This is a genomic window from Actinomadura sp. 6K520, from assembly GCF_004349245.1.
Lineage (GTDB): Bacteria > Actinomycetota > Actinomycetes > Streptosporangiales > Streptosporangiaceae > Spirillospora.
This window is the reverse complement of sequence record NZ_SMLC01000346.1, coordinates 1-2,829: the sequence shown is the minus strand read 5'-3', so window position 1 is coordinate 2,829 and position 2,829 is coordinate 1. Positions and strand designations below refer to the sequence as shown.

Sequence of the window (2,829 nt, the reverse complement as noted above, 5' to 3'; positions counted from 1 at the left end):
CCACTGGACGGTCCACGGGCCGGACCTGTCCTCCCCGCCGCGGCAGACGCAGCCGGCCGTCCGCTCGTCCGGCCCGTGGACCGTCCAGTGGGACGGCACGCCCCCCGCGGCCGTCGCCGCCCCCGAGCCGCCTCCACCGGCGGAGAAGGCGGAGGCCGAGCGGGGACGGCCCTGGCTCGTCGTCCTTGCGGCGGCGCTCGTGCTGGCCGCCGGGCTCGTCGCCGGGCAGCTCGTGCGGCCGGTCCCGGAGCCGACCGTCGGCCTGACCGTCGACTCCAGCGTCGTGTTCGAGGGGCAGGCGCCCGCACTCCCGTGGCCCGCGTCGGGGCAGTCCGCCGTCCACGTGGAGGGCCTCGGGGCGATGGGCACGTCGGGCGGGTCGGGGCCGACCCCCACGGCGAGCGTCGCCAAGGTGATGACGGCATACGTGTACCTGCGGGACCATCCGCTGAAGCCGGGTGAGCCGGGCCCGGTCATGACCGTGTCGCCGCAGGCGGCGGCGGAGATCCCGAATCGCGAGCGGCGCGGGGAGTCGATCCTCGGCGTGACCGCGAACCAGCGGCTGACGCAGCGCCAGGCGCTGGAGGCCCTGATGGTCATCTCGGCGAACGACGTCGCCCACGAGCTGGCGCGCTGGGACGCCGGGAGCACCCCGGCGTTCGTGGCGAAGATGAACGAGACCGCGCGGTCGCTGGGGATGACCGGCACGCGCTACACCGACCCGAGCGGCTACGACTCCGGGACGGTGAGCACCGCCGCCGACCAGGTGAAGCTGCTGCGGGCGGCCATGCGGATCCCGGCGTTCACCGAGATCGTGAGCAGGCCGTCGTACGTGCCCGGGGACGGCGGCGAGCCGCGGCAGGGCGGGAACTTCCTGCTGGGCCAGTACGGCGTCGTCGGCGGTAAGACCGGCTACACCGACAAGGCGGGCGGGAACTTCGTGTTCGCGGCACGCAAGGAAGTCCAAGGCGTGCAGACACTGATCGTGGGGGCCGTGCTCGGGCAGGACGCCTCGTCGGCGGCCGGGGCCGTCAACGCGGCGCAGCAGCTCGTGGTCGCGGCCCAGGAGGCGCTGGTGGCCAAGACCATCGCCCCGCAGGGCGCGCGGGTGGCGCGGATCGAGGACGGGCTGGGCGACCGGACGCCGCTGCGCGCCGCGGCGCCCGTGACCGTCGTCGGCTGGCCCGGCCTGACCGTGCGGGTCGGCGTCGACGGCGACCCGCCGCGCGCGGCGGACGCCGGCGGCCGGGTCACCGCACTGACGGCCGGTGCGGCGAAGGTGCCGCTGGAGCTGGTCCGGACGCTGGAGGAGCCGTCCGTCTTCGAGCGCCTCGTCCGCCTCGGCTGAGCCCGCCGCCGGTCAGGCGGCGCCCGTCAGGCGGCGCCCGTCAGGCATAGAGCGCGGACAGGAAGCGGACCAGCAGGGCCTCGCGGGTGGCGGGCGGCAGCGCGTCGAGGATGGCGTTGACGACGGCCATCTCGGGTGGGCCGCCGCCGCCGTCGAGGTCCACCCCGACCGACGCGAGCAGCCCGGCGAACCCGGCGTCGTCGAGACCGTCGAGGTCGAGGCCGGCGAGGGCCTCCACCAGGTCGGCCGGCACGTCGGGCGGCCCGGCGGCGCGGGCGGCCTTCGTCGAGTCGGCGAGGGCCGACAGCAGCGGCTCGATGTCGCTGACGCCGGTCAGCGTGAAGTGCAGGTTCGGCGGGATGCCCGCGTACGACAGCTGCGGCTGGAAGAACCAGCCGCGCGACCGGGCCTCGTCGGCGATGACGAACACGTCCAGGCCGGGCTCGGCCGACGCGACGGCCACGAGCGGCGCGACGGGCTCGCCGAGCACCCGCAGGCCGGGGATCTCGGCGACCCCGGCGATGAGGCGTTCCGCCGACCGCATCGCGTTCCCGGCCAGCTCGCGGTAGCCCTGCGCGCCGACCGCGTTGAGGGTGGCCCACGCCGCGCCGAGGGGCCCGGCGCTCTTGCTGCTCTGGACGGTCGCGTTGATGACGGTGTAGCCGGGCCATTCCGCGGCGGCGAAGTAGGCGTGCCGGCGGAGCGACTCGTCCGCGTAGAGGACGACGGAGGCGCCCTTCGGCGCGTAACCGTACTTGTGCAGGTCACAGGACAGGGACGTCACGCCGGGCACGGAAAGGTCGAAGGGCGGGACGTCGCGGCCGGTGTCCCGCAGCCACGGCAGCACCCAGCCGCCGACGCAGGCGTCCACATGGCACGGGACGCCCGCGGACGCGGCGACCGACGCGATCTCGGGGACCGGGTCCATGACGCCGTGCGGGTACGAGGGGGCGGAGGCGACGACCAGGACGGTCCGGGGCGTGATGGCGGCGGCGGTCGCGGCGGGGTCGGCGCGGAACGACGCGTCGACCGGGACGTGCACGACCTCCATGCCCAGGTAGTGCGCGGCCTTGTGGAACGCGGGATGCCCGGTCGCGGGCAGCACGATCTGCGGCTTCCCGCTGACCGGGCGGGCGTCGCGCGCCGACTTGACCGCCAGCATGATCGACTCGGTGCCGCCGCTGGTGAACACGCCGGAGCCGCCGCCGAGCCGGCCGGCGACGGCGGCGACCACCTGCCGTTCCAGGGCGACGATGCTGGGGAACGCGGTCGGGTCGAGGCAGTTGACCTCCAGCATCTCCAGGTAGGCGGTCGCGGCGAGGTCGTGCACGGCCTCGCGTCCGGTGTCGTAGACGTAGGCGGTGACCTGGCCGCCGCGCACGGGCAGGTCCGCCTCGCGCAACCGCGCGAGTTCGGCGAGCAGCTCGCCGGCCGGGCGGCCGGTCTCGGGCAGCGCGGCGGGCCGGGCCGGCGGGGCGGGG

General features: G+C 75.9%; 2 protein-coding genes. One reads left to right on the top strand and one right to left on the bottom strand.

The window, feature by feature from the left end:
• Positions 1 to 1,348: hypothetical protein (locus E1289_RS37105; RefSeq protein ID WP_347813622.1), on the top strand; the 1,348-nt coding region annotated here is incomplete at its 5' end.
• A 40-nt stretch (positions 1,349 to 1,388) separates the two neighbouring features.
• On the opposite strand, the gene E1289_RS37100 is transcribed toward E1289_RS37105, so the two are convergent.
• The gene (locus tag E1289_RS37100) at positions 1,389 to 2,801 is read right to left on the bottom strand and encodes an aspartate aminotransferase family protein (RefSeq protein WP_131988797.1); all 1,413 of its coding nucleotides are present in this window, start codon (positions 2,799 to 2,801) and stop codon (positions 1,389 to 1,391) included.
• Positions 2,802 to 2,829: the final 28 nt, after the last annotated feature.